The 19,670-nt window shown below is 58.1% G+C and carries 20 protein-coding genes and 3 pseudogenes; 14 read left to right on the plus strand and 9 right to left on the minus strand.

From position 1 onward, the window contains the following. Positions 1-78: 78 nt before the first annotated feature. Together AC2FNU_RS04935 and AC2FNU_RS04940 are read right to left on the minus strand one after the other, a co-directional pair. The gene (locus AC2FNU_RS04935; RefSeq protein WP_496785692.1) at positions 79-300 is read right to left on the minus strand and encodes a TnsB C-terminal domain-containing protein; all 222 of its coding nucleotides are present in this window, start codon (positions 298-300) and stop codon (positions 79-81) included. A gap of 24 nt (positions 301-324) precedes the next feature. Further along, positions 325-1,758, minus strand: coding sequence for an ISKra4 family transposase (locus tag AC2FNU_RS04940; RefSeq protein WP_496785569.1), 1,434 nt, complete (start codon positions 1,756-1,758; stop codon positions 325-327). An 82-nt stretch (positions 1,759-1,840) separates the two neighbouring features. On the opposite strand from AC2FNU_RS04940, the pseudogene AC2FNU_RS04945 reads away from it, so the two are divergent. Continuing rightward, positions 1,841-2,281, plus strand: a pseudogene (locus AC2FNU_RS04945) (tyrosine-type recombinase/integrase); the annotation flags it as partial. 6 nt (positions 2,282-2,287) lie between these two features. On the opposite strand, the gene AC2FNU_RS04950 reads toward AC2FNU_RS04945, so the two are convergent. Beyond that, positions 2,288-2,623: a type II toxin-antitoxin system RelE/ParE family toxin gene (locus AC2FNU_RS04950; RefSeq protein ID WP_496785571.1), complete on the minus strand. Its 336-nt coding sequence runs from the start codon at positions 2,621-2,623 to the stop codon at positions 2,288-2,290. After that, positions 2,620-2,877: a type II toxin-antitoxin system ParD family antitoxin gene (locus tag AC2FNU_RS04955; RefSeq protein WP_496785573.1), complete on the minus strand. Its 258-nt coding sequence runs from the start codon at positions 2,875-2,877 to the stop codon at positions 2,620-2,622. Before AC2FNU_RS04955 ends, AC2FNU_RS04950 begins: the two co-directional genes overlap by 4 nt. Positions 2,878-3,002: 125 nt before the next feature. Between AC2FNU_RS04955 and AC2FNU_RS04960 the strand changes: the two genes are divergently transcribed. The 4 genes from AC2FNU_RS04960 to repC all read left to right on the plus strand — a co-directional run bounded on the left by AC2FNU_RS04960 (position 3,003) and on the right by repC (position 7,715). Next, positions 3,003-3,911, plus strand: a complete 909-nt coding sequence (locus AC2FNU_RS04960) for a recombinase family protein (RefSeq protein WP_496785575.1) — start codon at positions 3,003-3,005, stop codon at positions 3,909-3,911. A gap of 342 nt (positions 3,912-4,253) precedes the next feature. After that, positions 4,254-5,453: a plasmid partitioning protein RepA gene (gene repA / locus AC2FNU_RS04965; protein ID WP_496785576.1), complete on the plus strand. Its 1,200-nt coding sequence runs from the start codon at positions 4,254-4,256 to the stop codon at positions 5,451-5,453. Continuing rightward, entirely contained in the window at positions 5,453-6,421 is a 969-nt protein-coding gene (gene repB, locus AC2FNU_RS04970; RefSeq protein ID WP_496785577.1) for a plasmid partitioning protein RepB, read from the plus strand. Before repA ends, repB begins: the two co-directional genes overlap by 1 nt. Before the next feature lie 238 nt (positions 6,422-6,659). After that, positions 6,660-7,715, plus strand: a complete 1,056-nt coding sequence (repC, locus tag AC2FNU_RS04975; protein ID WP_496785579.1) for a plasmid replication protein RepC — start codon at positions 6,660-6,662, stop codon at positions 7,713-7,715. Between the two features lie 153 nt (positions 7,716-7,868). On the opposite strand, the gene AC2FNU_RS04980 is transcribed toward repC, so the two are convergent. Together AC2FNU_RS04980 and AC2FNU_RS04985 are read right to left on the minus strand one after the other, a co-directional pair. Continuing rightward, positions 7,869-8,402 carry an RES family NAD+ phosphorylase gene (locus AC2FNU_RS04980; RefSeq protein WP_496785581.1) on the minus strand — a complete coding sequence of 178 codons (534 nt, stop codon included), beginning with the start codon at positions 8,400-8,402 and terminating at the stop codon, positions 7,869-7,871. Next, positions 8,402-8,752, minus strand: coding sequence for an MbcA/ParS/Xre antitoxin family protein (locus AC2FNU_RS04985; RefSeq protein WP_496785584.1), 351 nt, complete (start codon positions 8,750-8,752; stop codon positions 8,402-8,404). Before AC2FNU_RS04985 ends, AC2FNU_RS04980 begins: the two co-directional genes overlap by 1 nt. Before the next feature lie 470 nt (positions 8,753-9,222). On the opposite strand from AC2FNU_RS04985, the gene AC2FNU_RS04990 reads away from it, so the two are divergent. Beyond that, the gene (locus tag AC2FNU_RS04990; protein ID WP_496785589.1) at positions 9,223-10,161 is read left to right on the plus strand and encodes an ArdC family protein; all 939 of its coding nucleotides are present in this window, start codon (positions 9,223-9,225) and stop codon (positions 10,159-10,161) included. A 69-nt stretch (positions 10,162-10,230) separates the two neighbouring features. After that, positions 10,231-10,527: pseudogene (locus AC2FNU_RS04995) on the plus strand (DUF3768 domain-containing protein); the annotation flags it as partial. Between the two features lie 335 nt (positions 10,528-10,862). Here the strand turns inward: AC2FNU_RS04995 and AC2FNU_RS05000 are convergent. Beyond that, entirely contained in the window at positions 10,863-12,002 is a 1,140-nt protein-coding gene (locus AC2FNU_RS05000; RefSeq protein ID WP_496785593.1) for an IS110 family RNA-guided transposase, read from the minus strand. 66 nt (positions 12,003-12,068) lie between these two features. On the opposite strand from AC2FNU_RS05000, the pseudogene AC2FNU_RS05005 reads away from it, so the two are divergent. The 6 genes and pseudogenes from AC2FNU_RS05005 to AC2FNU_RS05030 form a co-directional block, all read left to right on the plus strand. Beyond that, positions 12,069-12,173: pseudogene (locus AC2FNU_RS05005) on the plus strand (DUF3768 domain-containing protein); the annotation flags it as partial. Positions 12,174-12,328: 155 nt separating this feature from the next. Beyond that, positions 12,329-14,311, plus strand: coding sequence for a ParB/RepB/Spo0J family partition protein (locus AC2FNU_RS05010; protein WP_496785596.1), 1,983 nt, complete (start codon positions 12,329-12,331; stop codon positions 14,309-14,311). A gap of 74 nt (positions 14,312-14,385) precedes the next feature. Next, complete coding sequence (locus AC2FNU_RS05015) at positions 14,386-14,979, plus strand: regulator (RefSeq protein ID WP_496785597.1); 594 nt, start codon at positions 14,386-14,388, stop codon at positions 14,977-14,979. Then, positions 14,979-15,644 (plus strand): DUF6927 domain-containing protein, encoded by a 666-nt coding sequence (locus tag AC2FNU_RS05020; protein ID WP_496785598.1) that lies wholly within the window; start codon positions 14,979-14,981, stop codon positions 15,642-15,644. The genes AC2FNU_RS05015 and AC2FNU_RS05020 overlap by 1 nt, the downstream gene beginning before the upstream one ends. After that, positions 15,641-15,946: a hypothetical protein gene (locus AC2FNU_RS05025; RefSeq protein WP_496785600.1), complete on the plus strand. Its 306-nt coding sequence runs from the start codon at positions 15,641-15,643 to the stop codon at positions 15,944-15,946. The genes AC2FNU_RS05020 and AC2FNU_RS05025 overlap by 4 nt, the downstream gene beginning before the upstream one ends. A 124-nt stretch (positions 15,947-16,070) precedes the next feature. Further along, a complete protein-coding gene (locus tag AC2FNU_RS05030) occupies positions 16,071-16,799 on the plus strand; it encodes a DUF736 family protein (RefSeq protein WP_496785602.1) in 729 nt (242 codons plus the stop codon). 286 nt (positions 16,800-17,085) lie between these two features. On the opposite strand, the gene AC2FNU_RS05035 is transcribed toward AC2FNU_RS05030, so the two are convergent. After that, the gene (locus tag AC2FNU_RS05035; protein ID WP_496785603.1) at positions 17,086-17,301 is read right to left on the minus strand and encodes a hypothetical protein; all 216 of its coding nucleotides are present in this window, start codon (positions 17,299-17,301) and stop codon (positions 17,086-17,088) included. A gap of 14 nt (positions 17,302-17,315) precedes the next feature. Next, positions 17,316-18,200 carry a hypothetical protein gene (locus AC2FNU_RS05040; RefSeq protein WP_496785607.1) on the minus strand — a complete coding sequence of 295 codons (885 nt, stop codon included), beginning with the start codon at positions 18,198-18,200 and terminating at the stop codon, positions 17,316-17,318. A gap of 131 nt (positions 18,201-18,331) precedes the next feature. Here AC2FNU_RS05040 and AC2FNU_RS05045 point away from each other — a divergent pair, with 131 nt between their 5' ends. Further along, positions 18,332-19,273 (plus strand): ImmA/IrrE family metallo-endopeptidase, encoded by a 942-nt coding sequence (locus tag AC2FNU_RS05045; RefSeq protein ID WP_496785610.1) that lies wholly within the window; start codon positions 18,332-18,334, stop codon positions 19,271-19,273. Positions 19,274-19,670 lie beyond the last annotated feature (397 nt).

The raw sequence follows: 19,670 nt of genomic DNA on the forward strand, positions 1-19,670 counted from the left end.
TCATTTCTTGACGGCAGAGCCCGTCTGGGCAACGATTACAGGGCATCCGGTTCGCCGGATGCCCCATGACCTGCTGACTTAAACAGCCAAAAGTTCCCGACATAGGACGTTGTCCACGTGGATCGCCCTGGGGATGCCATGCGCGGGCCAGTCCGTATTGATGCCGCGCGCCGCCAGCCAGTGCGATTTCTCCATCACCGCATGGGTCAGGCAAAGCGCGACCGAGAGAAGCGAAGGCGGCTCCAGCGACAGGTGGAACCCCAGAACCATACGGGTATTCACGTCGATCGCGACAGTCAGAGGGGACCGTTCAAAACGGTGGGGTCACGCTGCTTTGAGCAAAGGCGGTGTAGGGCTAATGAAGCTCGCAATGTTGCCCGGAGAAGGTGACCTCGGCGCTTCATATTTCGTTCGTTCAGGCAGGTCTCCATTCAACACGGATGCGCGAACCTTCAGCAGGTAATGTGCTCCGGTCCGGGACCATCGCATTTGTTGCTTTTTCACAAATCTTTTGGCGACCAGCCGGTTGACGCTCGCCTCTGCCGGTGCGGTTGCAATCCGCTTTCCTGAGCGGTACCGCTCAGCGTAGTTGACCACCGAACTCTTGTTTCGCCTTATGTAGATCTGCAGAGTTCTTAGCAATTTGTCGGCGCGGTATGCCCATATGCTTGGCACAGTGTTTCTGGACAAATCTCGTCGAACCCTTGCAATGAGAGAAAGCGAGCGGCCCGCTTGTCCGTTCCACAACCGCCACTTTATCCTTTCGATATGGTCTCCAAAGTTCGATAGGTGCTTCGAAGCCGTTACCGCGAGCTGGGCCAGCGGCTGTATCTTCATTGAAATATGAAACCAATCGAGGATGTGGGTCACTGGTTGCGGAAGCATGCCCGCCAGGCGCTTCAGGCATTCTGCGCCATCCGAAATGACCGTGATTTCGCCCTGATCTGCATAACCTTGGCTCTTCAATGCCAAGGCTGCAACCGCCATTAATTCTCTGGGCTGTGTACCCTCAAACGCAAAAACTGGCCCCGGCGGATCGCCTCTTCCGCCGCGTCCACAATGGCCAACAACCGCTTCGAATGTTCGGCCACCATATCGCTTGACCAGCGGAATATGCGCCGTGTCGACATTGAAAATAAATTCACTTGCCGGGTCGTCGACAAGCGCAAGCTCAAGCTGTTTTCTGTCTGAATAGTCCAGGTCTTCGAACCAGTGCTGATGCCTTTCGGCTTCTTCGATCCGCTTTCCGATGGCCAAAGTTCGATTGCGAAGTGTCGTGAAGCTTCGCGCAGATTGATCGGGCAAAAACGTTGCCAGAACATCTGCTGCCTCCCGGTAGGAAAACCTGGCACCCAGTTTTGCAGACAGTTCTAACAGTTCCGGGGTAGCTCGGTCTGGGCAGATATTCGCAACCGGAGAAAACGCCATGCACATTGCTGGGTGGCATTTCTGGCAAACGACGAGCCGGGGAAACTTCACCGACACTGTTCCATGCACGGTGAGCAGTTTTCGTGATTGGTAATCCTTGATGGGCAACAGGCCGTCGCAACTTGGACACGCGCGGCAATACCGGGTCCACAAATCCAGCTCGCGTTCGATAACGATCTTCTGAATTTGTTTCATGATCGCTTTGCCATCATCGATTGAACAGCCCACATTCCCGTCCGCCAGACCGTCGAAGTCCTTGTCGATCAAAAACTCTTTGCTGTACTCGTCCCCTGTCGGGTCAACCGCTTCCAAAATGATGCGCCAATGCATTCTCACCTCCAAAAAAAACCATCTATGGGCAAGGAGATTACATCACCTGATCGGATTCACCCCAGAGTTTTGAACGGTCCCCGACGACGGCGCGGTGCTGACGCTCAACGCGAAGACAGGCTGGCGCGAGGTCGAGATCGGCCGCGGCTCATCCGACCAGACCTGCCCCGTGCACGCGCTAGAACAGTGGCTGCACTTTGCCAAGATCGACTTCGGCCCGGTCTTCGTCGGCACCTCACGCGATGGCAAACGAGCATCAGAAAAGCGGTTAAACGACAAGCATGTTGCCCGGCTCATCAAGGCAACGGTGCTGAAATCCGGCATTCGTGCAGGCTTGCCCGAGAAAGACCGCCTCGCACTTTTCTCCGGCCACTCCTTGCGTGCGGGCCTCGCCTCATCGGCCGAAGTCGACGAGCGATACGTCCAGAAGCAGCTCGGGCACGCCTCGGCCGAGATGACCCGTCGCTACCAGCGCCGCCGGGACCGTTTCCGCGTGAACCTGACCAGGGCCGCGGGTCTTTGAATAGGATCAACCTTCATTGCTTCTGAGTGCTGTCAAAGCCGCAATGTGGCGCGGCAGATCGCTGCGGGAATGCAGAATATCGACGATGATGACTTCTTTAGGCCGATCCACAAACACCAGGAAATGCTCCCCTGCCCTTAGGTATCTCAGGTCCTCGGCATTTTCGACCAAGATTGAACAGCTTCTGCTATGTGCCTGGCCACTTACAATGGCATCGCAACGGGAAAGCAGTTCTGCCTCGTAGATATCCGCCTGACGTGGTCCGAAGGTTTCAATGGTCCAGCGGGCAATCTCAACGAGGCTTTCTTCCGCACGGCGGGTGAGCCGGAAAGTTCGGCTCATGATGTCGTCCGTGCCCTCGCAAAAGCCCGACGAACTGCATCCGCCCCACTCCCTTCGGCCAAATCGCCGCGTTCCGCCTGCTGCAGACCTTCCAAAAGGCCACCCCGAATGCCGGCCAGCTGAGCCTCTTCCTGCTCAAGCAGCCGCAAACCCGCCCGCATGGCCTCGCTCACATTCTGGTATCGGCCAGACGTGACCAATGCCTGAACTAACTGGTCTTGAGTTTCTGTTAGGACGACGTTGCGTGTGACCATGGTGGCAGTCTCCTTGTTGGCAATATATGCCAATGGGAGAGTTTCGTCAATGTCGGGAGCCTTGCATCGCCGTCGTCAAACGGTCGTTTATTAGCGATACCTTAAATTGCAAACGGCCCGTTTTCATGCCCTTGATAGGCTATGCACGCGTATCCACAGAGGATCAGACCCCCCTGCCCCAGTCAGAGGCCCTTCAATCTGTGGGTTGCGCCGAAATCTTCGAAGAACAAGCCTCCGGCGGCAATCGCGCGCGTCCGGTGCTTGCGCGCGTGCTCGAACGCGTCCAGAGCGGCGATACGCTGGTCGTCGTTCGGATCGACCGGCTTGCGCGGTCCTTGTCGCATCTTCTCGAAGTGATTGAGCGTCTGGAGGCCAAGGGGGCCTTCTTCCGCTCCCTGCAGGACCCCATCGACACCTCATCCCCGCAGGGCAAATTCACGCTGCAAGTTCTGGGCGCTGCGGCCGAGTTCGAGCGTGCCCTGATCCGCGAGCGCACCAAGGCCGGGCTTGCCTCGGCACGCGCCAAAGGGCGCGTAGGCGGCAACCCTGGGCTTCGCGTCAAGGACCCCGCCGCGCTGCGCAAGGTGCGGCTGGCGCGACAGGACGGCTACATGGAGCGCCTGAACGAGTCCGCGCAGGATTGGGTGCCGCATGTGCGCCGCCTGCGCCCCGACATGGCTTGGGAAGACGTCCTGCGGATTATCAATGCCCCCCTGCCCTATGATCGGCGTTGGACCCAAAGCCGCCTGCTTCGCGCTGTGAAGGCATATGTGCGCGACGGGTTTCTGCCCGATGAAGTGCTCGGCCGCGCCGGACGGCGCGAAACCGATGACCGCCTGCCTGCCATCGTGGCGGCCATTAAGGGTGCGGATCCAAGCATCACGCTGCAGGCAATCTGCGACCGGCTTGAGTCTATGCGTGAGCGCACCCCTCGAGGTCGCACGAGCTGGCAGCCGTCGTCGGTCAAAATGTTGCTCGAACGAGCGGAGCGACTTGGTCTAATTTCATCAGAATCGGCTAACTCCCGACTGTAACTAGCAGGGGCTCATCCAACTAAATCTATAGCTCCAGACACCGTCAGAAGGTCAATTGTGCCATTGGGTGCATGGGTTTAGCTGAAACCATCCAAACAAGTCGGATTGGTGGCTTGAAGTGCGATCGTGTCGGCTTAATGCAATAAAATCAAAAGTTTGCGGCTATCCTGATGCGAATGAACGTATTGGTGCTGTGGATAACTTTCACACTACATCTAGATTCTTCTTGCCGGACTCACTGGATCGTGGCATTCCCATTCTGACGGCAAAACGCGTCAGACACGCTGTACACCGTCAGAATGACTAAGAGCCTCAACAGAGGCCGAGAGTAGGCGGCAGGATATGGATGATCGTAACGTTGGATACGTGCAAGGCATAGGCTCTTCCGACATCGGAGCATTTGCCGACAATCTGGCTGAGTCTTTGGATCGCCAGATGAAGATCGCTTTCGAGCCCGAGGAGCGAAAGTCCCTACGCCGTTTCAGTTCTACCGAGGTTGCCAGCCTCCTGCGCGTAAGCACATCTAACCTACGCAACCGGCACAAGGACGGCAGCTTCCCGGAAGTGCATACAGACAACCGCGGGCACCGGTTCTACACAGCGCAAGAGATTGATGAGTTGCGCGATATTCTGGTGCGCACTGGAAAGAACGCAGAAAGCTACCGCCCTGGTCGACGCGATGGCGATCGTCTCCAGGTGATATCTGTCGTCAATTTCAAAGGCGGATCGTCAAAAACGACAGCAACGATCCATCTTGCACAACGGTACGCCTTGCGAGGCTACAGAGTGTTGGTCTTGGATCTCGATCCGCAGGCAAGCCTGACCACCTTTTTCGGCTTTCGGCCCGAGCTCGAGTTCGCCGAAGGCGGCACAATCTATGATGCCCTGAGATATGAGGAACAAGTTCCGCTCTCAGCCGTCGTCCAAAAAACCTACTTCCACAAGCTCGATATGGTCCCAGCGGGTCTAATGCTCTCGGAATACGAAACCGAGACGGCAAACGCCCTTGCTCGCCGGGTGCAGCCCATATTTGCGGAGCGTCTCGCCTTAGCGCTTGAGGAAGTAGAGGCGAATTACGACATCGTCCTAATCGACTGCCCACCTCAACTTGGTTTTTTGACCCTTACGGCGTTGGCAGCCTCGACGGGGCTTTTGGTAACCGTGGTACCCGGCATGCTCGACATCGCTTCCATGAGCCAGTTCCTGAAACTTGCTTCGGAAACGGTCAAGGCCGTGGAAGAAGCCATTGGCCGGCGCGTTACCTGGGACTTCGTAAAGTTCTTGATCACGAGATACGAACCGTCGGACGGGCCCCAGACGCAAATGGCGGGCTACCTGAGATCGATCTTGGCCGGACAAGTCATGACTGAACCAATGTTGAAATCTACGGCAATCTCGGACGCTGGTATGACCCAGCAAACCGTCTACGAAGTTGATCCTAGCCAATTCATCAGAAAAACGATTGATCGCGCTTTGACCAGCGTGAACGGCGTTGGCGATGAGTTGGAACAGACAATCCAAATGGCATGGGGGCGTCGCTGATGGCCCGAAACATCTTCAATCAGCCACCAAAGGACGAGAAGGAGAGCGCGGCCCCCTCCCCTACCCCATCAAAGGCAGCAAAACTGCCAGGTTCTGTTGGCGGATTGCGCGACTCTTTGCGCGAGATTACCGCGAATTCGATCCGTGACATCGAACCCGACCAGATTGATATGGATGGCCTGCGCGATCGGTTGGTGCTGGAGGATTCCAGCATTGATGAGTTGGCCGAAAGCATTCGCAAGCATGGGCAACAAGTACCAATTATGGTCCGTCCATCAGCGCAACCGGACAGATACCGCATCATCTACGGACGACGCAGGCTTGCAGCGATCCGCATGGTTGGCGGAACGGTCAAGGCGATCGTTCGGACCTTGGATGACGACGCTTCTCTGATCGCACAGGGCCAAGAGAACAACCTCCGACTAGACCCGTCTTTCATTGAGAAATCTATTTTTATCAAAGAGATGCAGGAATCAGGTTACAAACCAAACGTCATTCAGGATGCTCTCGGCTTGACACGGCAGGGCGTGTCCAACCATCGCGTCGTTATAGAGCAACTGCCAGAAGGGCTTGTACAGCTAATAGGGCCAGCACATGGCATCGGACGACGGCAGTGGGGTGACCTGGCCGCTTTCTCGAAAAAGATAGATCTGGTGAACACGGCCAAAGAGGTGATTGCAGCGCTGCCCGACGAAACTCCGAGCGCGGAAAAGTTTCATGCAGTCTACTCGGCTTGCTCCAACAAGGCGCGTAACGACAAGAAACAAGCCAACGGCAGCCTAACGTCCGTCGTCAAAGATGCGGACGGTAGCTCTGTGGGAACGCTGACAGTCGATCAGAAAACGATCGCCATCAAGATCGCCAAGAAGGATCACCCTGAATTCGGCCAATGGATCGAAGAGCGCGCGGAGGCAACGCTTTTGCAGCTCTTCGACCAGTGGCGGAATGAGAGCGGCTCTGGGTCCTAACCCAAGCCACACAGAGTAACGCGAGCAGAGGAGAAAAGCGAAGACCAGAAAGAAAAGAGCCCCCCAAAGTTTCCCCTGGAGAGCCCTCATCATTCGATTAGCACTCATGATGTAGCAACCTCCAGCAAACCGGTCAAGAGTCACCGATTCGGTGGACGGATTTTTATTGCCTTTTCCTGAGTGAAATTTTGGGAAGAGACTCGGAAGTTGTGGGCCAAACGGTCGTCGTGAACAAACCATGGCATTTACAAAACTATCGATCGGAACCGCTGGCGCTGATGCATCACGCGGTCCAATTCCTGCGGCTGAAACCGACATTTGGACCATCTTCAGGGCACTGAGAGATGCACGCAGCGTGTTCGGTCTGCGCCCTGGCCATATCCAAACACTTCAAGCAATGCTCAGTTTCTTGAAACCAGGCCATGGCGAAACGGTTTTCGCGTCCAACAACTCGATTTGCCAGCGCGTCGGCGGAATCGACGAACGGACCCTCCGCAGACACATCAACCGTTTCGTTGAACTCGGTTTCATCGAGCGCAATGACAGCTCGAACCGAAAGCGCTACCGCGTTCGCTCATCCGGCGGTCAATGCGTCAGCTATGGACTGTCTCTAGCCCCCCTCCTCCAACGTGCGAGCGAGCTTATCGCCATCGCACATGAGATGGAAAATAACCGGCGGGATGGGATATTTGTCCGCAAACAGATCCTTACAAAGCTCGCCCATTTGGAAGAGCATGATCCCAGCAACACACTCATTAACCACGCACGGAAAGCTCTACGCAGGAAGCTGAGCCTCCCCGAATACCACGCGCTGCTCGCCGACACGGACAGCGAATGCCAGAGTTTGTATACCCCAGATGACCCACCAGAAACTGTGGAATTGTCCGCCAATGACGGACAAACTGTCCGGCACCAATCTAAGTCTGAAGAAGAAAAAAAAGATTTAGATAGCAACATAGGCAATGAAGCTCTGAAACCAGACTTGCTGACCTCAGTCTGCAATCAAGCGACATCGTTCTCCACAGAGAGACTTAGAGACTGGTTGGACATTGAAAACCATGCTCGAACACTTGCACCCATGATGGGCATTCACCCAGAAACATTCGAGAAAGCCAAGGATGCAGTAGGAGCTCAGAAAGCGTCATGCGCGATCTTCATCATGCTAGAACTTGGAAAACGCATCAGGGACTTTGGAGCGTATTTTCACAGTATCACCTTGGGCCAACGTCAAGACCAATTTGATCCAGTGGCTTTAATCAAGCGTCTGTCTAAAACTGGTATGCAATCCGCCTAGCGTCCACCGCGGTGGACGCCTGACCGGCAAATGGTCCAATGACGCGCGGTCTCTCCACGCTCATCAACGCCACGAAGTCGAAAATCACTAGGGCGATACTGCACGGTCATTCCGCATTCCTCCGACCGGCCGATGTCCACCGCGGTGGACAGATCAGGCACCAAGTCTCACAGTTCCCATGCGTGACAATCGCTCTTCATCATCCACCACTGCCAAAGAACCCTTATTGTCCGTCCAGACCCACAACACGATGTTGAAGTCCGATGATGACGCACCCTTCGCAAAGCTTTGGATCAGAAGCCCCGCAAACCGATCCGCTATGAGGGCGCGTGCTAAATCCTGCGTCGGAACTGATTGCCCTTCGAGCATTTTCATGCGCCATGCAGGATCGGCAAGCATTGACGCTGTCATCCCATACCGTTCGAGCCTGTCCTGATCGCGGGTATCGAAAATAGGCCCAAGGTCGGCCTTGTAGGACACCAGGATAGTGGGTTGCAGGCTGCCGACCTGGTTGGCTTCTCTAAGAGCGGTCGCGGGATCCAGCGAAGTGTAGAGAGCAGGGGTGCCCTTGGCGTTAAACCGCCCTCCATAGAGTTCAGCGCCTCGTCCGGACAGAGGTTCACGCGCATAGACCGGGTTCAGGGCGCGATAGAGTGGTCCTGTGTAGCATCCATCTTTCAGGGGCATCAGGCAAAGACGCCCGCATCGACTGCATCGATATATTCCAGAACTTGCTGCGCTTTGCCTTCCTGCACAAGCTGCATGGCTGTACGGCCATCAAAGCCGGGTAGGGGTTCTGACCGGTACCATGCATAGGCCATTAGTTCCGAGCCAAAGCGCGGTTCGACCTTGTTGAGCACCTCGACCAATTCACGCAAACGGCGCTGCGTTTTGTCAGAGCCGATCCGCGCCCGCCGTTGAAGGGCGTCCTTGCCGAGACCAACGGTCAAGGCGATCTCTTCTGCTGATGTGCGTAGCACTGCCGCGATCTTTCGGGGCTCGAACTGTCCGCCTTCAGCAAAGTTAGCAATATGCATGTTTTGTCATCCTTCGGCTATTCTGACGGTATATAGCGGCAACATCGCTGAATTTCAAGCTGACAGGAAGTGCTGCGCCTTCATTTCGCATTCTTATCCGCAGCGCGGCATTGCTCTGAACGAAGCAAATCCTGATTTTTGGTCCACGAAAGTCGTAGTAGGCGCGTTCTTTGCCGATCCAAAACATCAGGTAAGGTATTGATAATACGATAAAGACCGCTGCGGTCAGGCCGGAGTTGCCGATGTGGCTTGCCGAATTTGGACCCCAACCGGCACTTACTGCATGAAGTCACTGGGAACCGTGGTGGTGTCGGACCCTCGGCAGTTATCTCGGTCAAATTGGCCGGTGGAAAGGGAAAGTGTCCTTCGGGTTTAGTGACTGACGGATGAGGGCCCTTGGGGGTCCCTCAGTCGGGTCCAGGCCGGATTCCGGTCTGTCTTTCTCACCAAAACTCGAAAGGACGCCAGCCATGGCCCGATCCCGCACGCCCAAATTTGATGCCTCCGAGGTCATCACGAACGAAATCATCCGCATCATCGAGCGTGGCGTCCTTCCATGGCGCAAGCCATGGACCGCAGGTGGCAGCTCGCGCCCACTGCGCGTGGGCGGTGAACCCTACCAAGGCGTGAACAACTTCCTGCTGACTATGCGCACCGTGATGGCGGGCCACAGCTCGCCCTTCTGGATGACACTTCCGCAGGCCAATGCGTTGGACGCAAAGGTTCGCAAGGGCGAGAAGTCGTCTGTCGTTGTCTACTATGGCCAAAGCCGGAAGGACGCCGCCGATGAGGACGACCGTAGCGACGGCGATGATAGCTCTGAGGAAGCCCGCATCTTCCGCTTCCAGAAATCCTACCGCGTGTTCAATGCCTGTCAGATCGAGGGCTTGCCCGAGAGCTTCTATCCGGACCCCGAGCCAGTGCCTGAACATCCGCCGTCTAAGCCCATCCCGCATATGCAGGCGTTTTTCGACGCCATTGACATCACGACCGTCTTCACAGGGACGGAAGCCTACTATCTGCCGCCCGTGGATAAGGTCTTCATGCCGTCGATCGCGCGGTTCGAGAACCCGCGGAATTTCTACGGGGTCTGGGCCCATGAGCTGGCCCATGCCACCAAGGCGCGCCATCGGCTGAACCGTGATTTCGGGCTCTCGAAGTTCGGCAACACCTCTTACGCGCGCGAAGAGATCGTCGCCGAGCTGACCTCGGTGTTCCTTGGCCAGACGCTCGGCTTTACGGCCCATACGCTCGAGATGAACGCGGCGTATCTCTACAATTGGCTACGCGTTCTGCGCTCTGACAAGAATGCGATCTTCAAGCACGCGGCCGACGCGCAGCGCGCCTGCGACTACCTGATCGCACGGTCGGAGGCGGGTAGGGCAGGGGAGGGCGCCCAGGCCGCTTGAGCGGTTTGTGCCAGTAAAGGGAAAGCAGGCTTTGAGGAGGGTGTTTCAAAACTCTCAAAGGATAAACCCATGACCACCACCGCACAGCCCCAGACAGATCGCCCGGACGCCGCCTTGATCGCCGCCCAGAATGACGCCTTCCGCAAGCTGGCTTGCCTCGGGATCGCGCCCGAACAGCCCATTCAGGGCCGCATGCATGTGACCCGCTCGCTGATGGAGGCAGGAGACGGCTTCATGGCCGCGGCGGTGAAAGCCGCAGGAGAGTTCGACGTGTTCGCACCCGAGAACGATCCCGAAGGCTGGCATGATTTCGGGGCGGTCGAGATCCGGGGCGAGACCGTGTTCTGGAAAATCGATCTGCATGAGGAAATTACATTTTCAAGTCCTTTTCTTCCTTTGCAACGCTGGTTTGGCTCCTCGAATATGCGCACTCCAGTGGCATCGACTTGCATGAGGAAATTACATTTTCAAGTCCTTTTCTTCCTTTGCAACGCTGGTTTGGCTCCTCGAATATGCGCACTCCAGTGGCATCGACTTGCATACGGTGGGCGTGCCGCCCGAACCAAATTTCCGTTCACGTTCCCGGAATAGAGCCGCCTTGGTTGGGACCAAACTTCTACAGGGTTTGTGAAGACCATCAATCTTCTCGGTCACTCAACCATCCGGCGTTGCGCGTTGTTCTGAAGTTTCAGTGTCCCGTTTTACACCTCCGCCTTCAGAACCGCGCCAGACGGGACAAGTCCCGTTTCCACGTATCTCCACAAGGCCACGATCAGCTTCCGGGCAAGAGCGACGATGGCGACTTTCTTTCTGACTCCTGGGCGTTCAGCAGTGTATTTCCGGAACCAGCGTGCAAGGGCGCTTTGTGGTTGATACCGCAACCAGCACCACGCCAGTTCGATCCCGAGAGTTCGCGCCGGTCGGTTTCCCGCCTTGCTGATACCCTGGCTTCGTTCGACGTCACCGCTGGAATAGGGGCTGGGCGTCAGGCCGAGGTAGGAGGACAAGTGTCGCCTGTTCTTAAACTCTCGCCCAAACACCTCCGCGGACAAAAGCATCGCACTGTGCCGTCCGACACCGCGAAGTCCTTCGAGCAGTACGGCCTTTTCATGTTCTGGGAACCGCTCATGTTCCGTTGCAAGGGCTTCGTCGCGTTCCTCTGCCAGAGTCTTGATCATGTGGTTCGCCAGTTCCAAGCGTTCGAAGGAACGGACAATCTCGCGCATGAGCTGACGTGGGAAGGGGCGGCCATCAGCTGTTTCGAGCTCTTCCAACCTTTTGCGCCATGTAACCATCGCCGGATTGATGTGTCGGACGCCTTGCAAGGCGAGAAGGGCGCGAATGCGATTGATGTGGCCGGTGCGCTCGCTCATCAGCCTTTTGCGTTCTCTGTGGAAGCGCTTGGCATCTTCTTCGGCAACGGTTGGAACACGCACCGTGCGGAACGCCTTTCGATCACCGGAACAATAGTTCTTGAGCAGAACGACCATGCCTTCGGCATCGACGCGATCTGTTTTAACCCGGCGCGCTTTCCGGTTCACCAGAAAGCTTGTCGGATCCACAACCAAGGTTTCGATCCCTTCGTTGGACAGCAGCCTTTGCAGCCAGAAACCATCGTACCCAGTTTCAAAGCAAACAATCGGTCGCTGGTCAGGCCCGCAAAGCTCCATCGCCTCCGCGACCGTCGTTCGAACCAGATCGATCAGTCCCGGCGTATCAAACCCGTCCAAGCGAACAGATTTGATCTTGGCCAAATGCGGCGCATCAAGCGCAACAAGCCATTTCGATTTGCTCAGATCAATGGCGACAAAGCAGGTAGCCGCAATGGTAGGCGTCATCATCTTGGAAGTCTCCCGTTGTTTGAATTTGCGCCTAACCTATCCGGTCAGCGCGACCTCCTGCATGGAAACTTCTATGAAGCGGATTCCGACTTCCGCTACGGGGCCGAGACCCCGGAAAACCCCGCCACCACCATGCGCGTGTTGACCATCATGCTGGCGCGCGACTGGTAGGGGAGGGGACATCCCCTCCTGACACCTCAAGAAATGAAGGCCCACTGACCCCTCAAAGGGAGAGTGGGCCTTTTGTCGTTGTGATCCCCGTCCTTGGGGATTGACCGCGCATCTGAATGCGCGGGCCGCATCTAATCCATCGAGAAGGATATCCCATGACCGCAAGCTTCAAACCCGTCTCCGTCGCCATCGGCGATCTGACAGCTCACCCCGCCAATGTGCGCAGCAACTCGCCGGAAACCTATGATCCCGAAAACATCGCGCATCTCAAAGCCAGCGTTGCTGTTCTGGGCCTCCTGCAGCCGCTCTTGGTCCAGAAGCTTGACGGCAAATACGCTGTCCTCGCCGGAGGCCGGCGCCATGCCGCGCTCAAGGAGCTGGTCGCGGACAAGGCCGCCAAGGGGTTCACCGCGAAAACCAAGGTCGACTGCCGCCTCGTGCCCGAGGATTGCGACGTCACCACGGCTCTGTCGCTCGCCGAGAACATCACGCAAGCGCCGATGAATGCCATAGACGAGTTCGAGGCTTTCGCGCGGATGATGGAAGTCGACGGTCAGACGCCCGAGACCATCGCCAAGACCTTCGGCACCACGGTGGCCGCCGTGAAAGGCCGGTTGCGCTACGGCCTTGTCCACCCCGATATCCGTGCCGCGGCCAGGGGTAAGGCGATCACGCTCGACACAATGAAGGCTTTCGCTGAGCACCCGAGCCAGGAGGTGCAGAAGGAGGTCTTCGAGGCGCTGACCAAGGAAGACAGCTACCTGCAGGCCTATACTGTCCGTCAGGCGCTCAAATCCCGCGGTGTGCAGGTCAGCGATGATATCGGGGCTTTCGTGCGCGCGGACTACGAGGCCCGCGGCGGCGCTGTCGCGGCCGATCTTCTGGAGGAGCATTCGGTGCTCGAGGATGCGGCGCTGGTCGAGACCATCCTGCTCGAGAAACTCGGGGCTGCCGCTGAGCAGGCCCGCGCAAAACTTGGCTTTGCCTGGTCGGATGCAATGCTGCGCTATGATTATGCGACCATGGCCGACTACGGCCGCGTCTATCCCGGCCCGATCGAACCGGATGAGGCTGCCCAGAAACGCATCGACGAGATTGCCGCCCAGCTTGAGAAACTGCAACTCGAGATGGAGGATGAGGGGCTCGAAGACGATGCCTACAATGCGCTCTACGACCGCGTGGACGCCTTGGAAGAGGAAGCCCGCGACCTGCAGGAAGCCTACAGCGCCGAGGACCTTGCCCGCGCAGGCGTGATCGCCTCATGGTCGAGTGGCCAGGTGACCCTCCATGTGGGTCTCGTGCGCCCCGAGGATACCGTCAAAGAGGAGGGCGCGCGCGGCTCCTCGGCCAACCCGACCGGGGAAGAGGCCCCGGACGCCGGCGAAATCACCTACACGGCCTCATTGGCTGAGGACCTCAAGACCGAGCGGGCTATGGCCCTTGGCGCCGCGATGGCGCTGCACCCCGAGGCTACGCTCGATCTGACGCTCTTCAAACTGGTGAGTGACGTTCTGGGTCACGGCATGAGCGTCACGCAGGCGATCAAGATCGATGCCCGCAAGGAATACCGCAACCACGCCAAGATGGACGAGATCGACGAGACCTCGCTCGAGCAGGTGGCCGCGGCGCATGATGCGCTCGACCTCTCGTGGCTCGATGACACCCGCGCGCCCGCCGATCAGTTCGCGGCGTTTCGCGCGCTCAATGCTTGTGAGAAGGCCAAGCTCGTCGCCTATGCCACGGCCAGCACCACGCAGTCCTGCTTTGCACGGGACCCGCGGCGCGACAGCCTGATACATGCGTTCGAGATCGAGATCATGCCTGACATTCGCGCCCACTGGACACCGAACGCGGCGCTCTTCAATCGCTTTAAGAAGGCCTGGCTCCTGAAAATCCTCGGCGAGGATCTGGGCCTCGCCCAGGAGGCGGTGACGCTGGCCTCTTCGAGTAAGAAGGAGATCGTCACCTTCTGCGACAAGCTCTTCGCCGAGCCCTTCGCCACACTCACGGACGCACAGCGCGCTGCCGTGGCCGCCTGGTGCCCGCCGATGATGCAGACCGCGGGTGGCGCCTGTGATGAGGCGAAGCACACCGCGGAAACTCCGGAGCCTGACAGCGAGTTCGCGCAAGCGGCCTGAGCCCTCACGCGACCCGCGCGAGCCAAGCCGCCCGCGCGGGTCGCCCCTCCCACACCCAACGGAAAGATATCCCCATGGCTATTCTCAAGTTCTCTGCCTCCGCAGTTGCGGCGCAGATCGCTCATGCGCGCGCCTGCAAGACCTTCCTGCCCAACTGGAACGGGCCCGTGGACAGGCCCGCCCTGATCCTCATCGTCGGCAATGGTGTGCATCTGCGCTCGAACGGCATCGACGGCACGACCACCCGCATCGTTACCACCGAGCAGGCCGATCCCTCCTTCGCCTTCGCCGACGGCATGAACCCGTTTCGCGACAGCGACTGGATGGCGCAGCGCCGCATGGCGTTTCGCGATCTGACCGGTCAGTTCTACACTGACATCCTCGATGATGTGCAGGTGCTCATCGACCGGGGGCGGGGGGCCATCCGGCTCGCTACCGATGGCCACAGCATCCGCGTCTTCGTGCGCCGGGCCTCGGACTATCTCATCGGCGGAACCTACGAGGTGCCCTCGGGTTTTGGCGGCACCTTCCGGGTCATCCTCAAGGATGCCTGCGACACCTTCGCGATCGTGCAGAACTGCGGCAATTGCGAGGATTTCGACGCGATGCAGCCCTACCGCGTGCCGCTCGATGCGCTGATGGAAATCGATGACCGGAGGGCGGCGTGATGGGTTGGCTCTTCTATACCGATCGCCGCGTCCAGACCTATGCGGATGAGAAAGCGGAGATTGCCCGGCTCTGCACTTTCGAGGGCGACAGGCGCAAAACCGAACTGGTCAAGGCCTGTAAGGTCGGCTCCACCTGGTATGCGGCGGCAAGGGTCGCCAATCTCGACGGCACCCCTGTCGAGGAAGCGACCTATGTGACCGATGCGGATGGCTCCATCACTTTCGGGGCTGTCTTCCTCACCCGATACGATGACGGCTGCTGGGGCTACAAGGACATGGAGGAAAGCGCGGGACCGGTCGAATCCCGCGCGCCACTGAGACTGTTGGCCCTACTCTCCGACCTGAAAGACCCGGACAGCTACGCCCATGCATGGCGCCAGCGCTGCCGGGAATGGGCTTCGATCCCGAACTACGAGGAAGGCGACAAGATCAAGCTCGCCGCACCTGTGACGCTCACCGATGGCAGCACCTGCCAGATCGTCACCGCGACGCACTACAGACGCGGGCGGCAAAAACGCCGCTGCTACCGCATCGAGGAAACCGGCGGGCTCGTACGCCTGTCGAAAGCGACGCTTTCCGGCTCGGAGCTGCTCAGCTCCGCGAAGGGCGAGGCCAGTCCTTTGCTGGCGGAGTATCTCGCGGGGAGGAGTCGGATGAGATCATGACACTCGAAGAGATTAGAGCCGCCATTGATGCTGGCCAGACCGTGCACTGGGCCAATACCGGCTACCGCGTACACAAAGATAGCCTCGGCCAGTACCTGATCACGTTTGAGCCGAACGGCAGCACCATCGGGCTGACCGACCGCAGCGGGCAGCGGCTGAACGGGGATGAGGCAGAGTTCTTCATCGCGGAATCGGAAGAGGGCGACGAGAAGAGCCAACACAGCCATCTGAGGCCAGACGGGCAGGGGAGGGGCGTCGTACAGGGCGGGGAGCTGGTACAACCACTCAGGCGGCAGCGCTGATCTGAAGGTTGGGAAGAAAGGAAAGCGTGCTTTCTGGTTTGTGATCCCAGGAGGGGTCGAAAAAGCAATCCCGGATGCGCTGGCAAGGACGTCAGGCACCGGACAATCCAAAAGGAACCATCCCATGTTCGCAGGAATCCTCACCCGCAATGTCGAGACCGCAGCCGCCGAGTACACCGGCATGATTCATTCGACGCGTTTCGACATCGCCATCCAGCTCGAAACCCGCCCGAAGATGTCCGAGCGCAGCCCGGATTTTGACGTGACGGCGGTGAACAAATCAGGCCGCAAGGTGCGCATCGGCACGGCCTGGAACGAGACCGGCAATACCAGCGGCAACCCCTACATCTCGATGCAGATCGATGTCGGTCTTGGTCCGTTCCGCATCAATGCCGTGCAGACAAAGGAAGCGCGCGCGGCCAAGAGCGGTGAATTTGAGATCATCCCGCTGGTCTCGAACGGCATCATGAAGTCCGGCTCGATCTCGGGCGAGTTGACGGCGATGGACGCCGACAACGCCTTCGCCGGCTACATCGCCAACATGATGTTCGATCTGGAGTTCATGCTGATCGAGAACAACTACAAAACGGAGGAGACCCACCCCGATTACCGGATCGAGGTCAGCTCGCCCCGGGGAACGCCGATCCGCGTCGGTTCGGCCTGGATGGCGAAGAGCAGCCGCACGGGCAATGACTACCTGTCGCTGCTGATCAACACGCCCGATGGCGACCTGCGCGTCAACGCCGTGCAGAACGAAGAACAGCGCGGCGGGCAGACCTTCTCGATCATCCCGTTCATCGACAGCGGTGAGCAGCCGCAGGACGCGGGCGCGGGGCTGTCGCTGGTCGCGTGATCAACGCGCGAGATTAGACGGTCTGAACAGAAAGGGGAGCCGTGGGACCACGGTTCCCCTTTCTCTGTGCTGGAGTTGATGAGAGAAACGCGAAGACATCCGGGACCGGACCATGTGCCTCGACAAGCTGCGAAACACCGCATTTGCTCTGAAACCAAAGATCGTTTGTCCGAAGCAACCTCCATATTGACATATCCGAACCAGTCAGACCAAACCACGATAATTGGGTTCAAGACGGTTTGTTCAGCGCTACCACTCGCCGTGATTTCCCGAAATTTGAGGATTGTCACTTTTCTCTAACGGTCGTGCCTGGGTTGGCCTTGCCATGTTTCGCGGTGACGAAGCGACCGGTGATGGCGCTGCGATAACTACCGCCGGTGGCCCCGCTCTTGCCGGGCGCTTCTTTCACGGTCGTGCGCGGATGCGATTTCCCATAGGTCTTGGACACGTAGCGCCCTGATTTCGCACTGCGGTAGCTCCCGCCCTTACCTTTGCCTGCCATCTGAATTCTCCTTCTCAAGTCTGGCGTGTTGTCAGTCCCCTTCGATTTGGAGGGCTGGTTGGTTTCCATACAAAGCGAATGACCTCCGCGGGGGGCCTTCTGGCGTTCATCGCGAAATTCAGCAGGTCGGAGCCAGTGACGTTCTCTTGATCAGTTGGCTTGCAACACCGGGCATAAGTTCCGAGCGGATGTTCACATCCACAAGATTCGTCATCACCGAGCTCGAGCAGTCGTTCGGCTGCAATGGGAACCGATTGTCGACCCGGCCATTTTCCGTATTTCTCGAGATACAGATGCCGCACCGCCCACAAGCTGTAGAGATCAAGCAAAGTGATCAGTGACTGGCCCGGTACCCACGTGCGGTCCCTCGGTTCAAATGCGCAAATCGAACCGTCTGGAAAATTCGTGTGCCGCGGCCCGATCCAAGACTTGCTCACCGCGGTTGTCCAGAATCCCCAGGCTCGAACCGGCTTCTTGTTGGTATAGGGTAGTTGGACGGCAAATGCGGCTCTCCGACCGAAACCTTCGATCAGATCGCTCTCAGTGAAGAGCCACATTTGCTTCTCTTGGGGAAAGGAGAGGAGATCCGGGTAAGCATCCCGGCATTCCCCTACACCTTCCGCATAGCGAAGCCGTAGTCCTGACTGGATGAACGGTGCTCCGGAATCGGACGCCCCGGATTGTCCGGACGTCCCTTGCCCTCTGGCGGGCCGTTCCCACGGTCGGGTTGCGGGTCGTGTCGATTGTTGCCTTGCATCGGCGTTCTCCTGGCCCGAAGGTTTCAAGACAACCGAGGAGCTTTCGGGCCGAATGACCCCCCGATTGAACACGGTCGGCAGGATGCCAGCATCAAGGCCCAAGCCGATGGCCTTCAGATCGTCTTCGATGCTCTTCCTCATTCCTACCGCCTCTTTCCAAAAGCCCTCGGACCGGGGCCCGAACACTTGATGTTGTGCGACTCTGTGTTAAAAGCACACTATGGGAGGACTGCGCGCCGTGTCAAGGCGTGCGATTAGCACGGCATTAACTTATGAAAACAGACAAGCAGGCTTTGATCAAAGCGCTGAAGAAAAAGCGCGAATCTGAAGGGCTTAGCATCAGGGCTCTATCTGAGCGCGTTGGTATCAGCTTTTCTTCGCTGGCTCGGATTGAGCGCGGCGAAGGTGAACCAGATAACAATTCTACGATTCGGATCATCGAGTGGCTCGGTCCGGATGCCCAAGATGCTGGTTTATCCTTCGACAGCGTGGCATTGGTTCACTTCCGCGCAGCGAAGAACGTCCAGTCCAAAACCGTGCACTGCCTTTTGCAGGCGGCACAACAACTGGTGCGAAACAGTAGCAACGCGATCCCTGTCAGCGAGGACTTCGCCGAAACCGACTCTGAGTTGGCTGGGTCAGTCGCACTGTCGAAATCCGAAATGGAAGAAATGGCCAATGGACTGCGGGACGACTTGGAGGTTGCCTTAGATGCGCCCCTCGACGCGCTGAATATTCGAATTGATGGCGTGGATGTTTACACTGTCACTGATGTTCAAGGCCTCGGTGCCGAATGCGCCAAGTTCTTGCTCGGACCAGGCGGCCGCGAGTGGTCAGCCATGAGCGTTCCTCTCGATATCGCAGAGGATAGATGGGCAATCTTGCGAAACGATAGCCACACTCCGGAACGTCAGAAAGTTACATATCTTGAAGAGTGTTGGCACATCCTCCTCGGACACAAACTGACCCGGATTGCAAAGGTCGCCGATGCGTTCGGTCGGACTTACGATAGCACTGAGGAACACGATGCGTTCTATCTCGCCTCCGCGACCATGCTCCCTGAAACCGAAGTCAGATCCAAGGTCACTGCAGGGAAGTCTGCCGCTGAGATTGCCGCTTGGTTCGGCACTTCCCCAGAACTGGTCGAGTATCGCATCAAACGCTTGGGGCTGTGGCGTACCTACAAAAATCGGGCTGTAGGCCTGAACGATTAGAAGGACCCGAGCGTCTCCAGTCAACTGGCTTCCCCCGCTCGGCTGCGCGTGTCGCAGGGGAGAACGGCCCTTCGGTCCGTCGCGCATTCGGCCATGCGGCCTCACCGCGGCGTTGCACCCGGCATCCCGGTTTGCCCGCCTCGCGAGCACGTCCCTCCCCGGCCGCTCCGCCGGATTGCGCTCTGGTCTGTTTTGCGGGGCAAAACGATCCCGCCGCTGCATCCGTCTCACGCGTCCGGTCGGTCCGTTTGCCTGCTCAGGTCGGGCAAACCTATCCTCAAAACACACACACATGAGCGTGGAAGCATATCCTCCGGATGGCCCCCAAATCAGCCCGCGTCAAGGATCGCAAAACTTTTCGGCAAGGGCAGGGCCTTTGACCCGGGACAGTCCCGAG

The sequence above is a fragment of the Ruegeria sp. BHSB064 genome (genome assembly GCF_059613205.1).

Excerpts from the sequence above, each read along its gene's own strand:
- AC2FNU_RS04940 (WP_496785569.1), bottom strand. The coding sequence starts at position 1,758 with ATGCATTGGCGCATCATTTTGGAAGCGGTTGACCCGACAGGGGACGAG.
- AC2FNU_RS04950 (WP_496785571.1), bottom strand. The coding sequence starts at position 2,623 with ATGAGCCGAACTTTCCGGCTCACCCGCCGTGCGGAAGAAAGCCTCGTT.
- AC2FNU_RS04955 (WP_496785573.1), bottom strand. The coding sequence starts at position 2,877 with ATGGTCACACGCAACGTCGTCCTAACAGAAACTCAAGACCAGTTAGTT.
- AC2FNU_RS04960 (WP_496785575.1), top strand. The coding sequence starts at position 3,003 with ATGCCCTTGATAGGCTATGCACGCGTATCCACAGAGGATCAGACCCCC.
- repA (WP_496785576.1), top strand. The coding sequence starts at position 4,254 with ATGGATGATCGTAACGTTGGATACGTGCAAGGCATAGGCTCTTCCGAC.
- repB (WP_496785577.1), top strand. The coding sequence starts at position 5,453 with ATGGCCCGAAACATCTTCAATCAGCCACCAAAGGACGAGAAGGAGAGC.
- repC (WP_496785579.1), top strand. The coding sequence starts at position 6,660 with ATGGCATTTACAAAACTATCGATCGGAACCGCTGGCGCTGATGCATCA.
- AC2FNU_RS04980 (WP_496785581.1), bottom strand. The coding sequence starts at position 8,402 with ATGCCCCTGAAAGATGGATGCTACACAGGACCACTCTATCGCGCCCTG.
- AC2FNU_RS04985 (WP_496785584.1), bottom strand. The coding sequence starts at position 8,752 with ATGCATATTGCTAACTTTGCTGAAGGCGGACAGTTCGAGCCCCGAAAG.
- AC2FNU_RS04990 (WP_496785589.1), top strand. The coding sequence starts at position 9,223 with ATGGCCCGATCCCGCACGCCCAAATTTGATGCCTCCGAGGTCATCACG.
- AC2FNU_RS05000 (WP_496785593.1), bottom strand. The coding sequence starts at position 12,002 with ATGATGACGCCTACCATTGCGGCTACCTGCTTTGTCGCCATTGATCTG.
- AC2FNU_RS05010 (WP_496785596.1), top strand. The coding sequence starts at position 12,329 with ATGACCGCAAGCTTCAAACCCGTCTCCGTCGCCATCGGCGATCTGACA.
- AC2FNU_RS05015 (WP_496785597.1), top strand. The coding sequence starts at position 14,386 with ATGGCTATTCTCAAGTTCTCTGCCTCCGCAGTTGCGGCGCAGATCGCT.
- AC2FNU_RS05020 (WP_496785598.1), top strand. The coding sequence starts at position 14,979 with ATGGGTTGGCTCTTCTATACCGATCGCCGCGTCCAGACCTATGCGGAT.
- AC2FNU_RS05025 (WP_496785600.1), top strand. The coding sequence starts at position 15,641 with ATGACACTCGAAGAGATTAGAGCCGCCATTGATGCTGGCCAGACCGTG.
- AC2FNU_RS05030 (WP_496785602.1), top strand. The coding sequence starts at position 16,071 with ATGTTCGCAGGAATCCTCACCCGCAATGTCGAGACCGCAGCCGCCGAG.
- AC2FNU_RS05035 (WP_496785603.1), bottom strand. The coding sequence starts at position 17,301 with ATGGCAGGCAAAGGTAAGGGCGGGAGCTACCGCAGTGCGAAATCAGGG.
- AC2FNU_RS05040 (WP_496785607.1), bottom strand. The coding sequence starts at position 18,200 with ATGAGGAAGAGCATCGAAGACGATCTGAAGGCCATCGGCTTGGGCCTT.
- AC2FNU_RS05045 (WP_496785610.1), top strand. The coding sequence starts at position 18,332 with ATGAAAACAGACAAGCAGGCTTTGATCAAAGCGCTGAAGAAAAAGCGC.